Origin of the sequence: Streptococcus sp. KR (assembly GCF_002238115.1) — a bacterium.
Classification (GTDB): Bacteria; Bacillota; Bacilli; order Lactobacillales; family Streptococcaceae; genus Streptococcus.
In genome coordinates this window covers 1-354 of record NZ_NGVM01000197.1, presented here as the reverse complement: position 1 = coordinate 354, position 354 = coordinate 1, and the positions used below count along the sequence as shown (strand labels likewise).

General features: G+C 42.9%; 1 protein-coding gene. It reads left to right on the top strand.

Features of this window, described 5'->3' with window-relative positions:
- Positions 1-354: collagen binding domain-containing protein (locus CBI42_RS11590; protein WP_142294147.1), on the top strand; the 354-nt coding region annotated here is incomplete at both ends.

The window sequence follows — 354 nt, the reverse complement described above, 5'->3', positions numbered from 1 at the left end:
AAACGACCACTGGCAGTCAAGTAATCGATATTCCGACAAAGGATGGCCCTAAAACAACTAATATTATCGTTAATCCGACTGGTGGCAGTGATATTGCTAAAACCGGAGCGGTGTCCAAAGACAACAAACAAATTACTTGGGATGTCTTGGTTAATACTGATGCAAATACATTGAAGGATGCGCAAATAAAGGATCCAATGCCTAAGGGGACTACTTTGGAGAAAACGGTGGTTTATCCGGTATCAGTTAACTTAAAGGGTGCCGTTACCTCCACTGGAGATCCTTTGACTGCCGCCACCGATTATACGATTGATAAAGATGGTACCGTGCAGCTAATTGGCAAATATGCCGAAA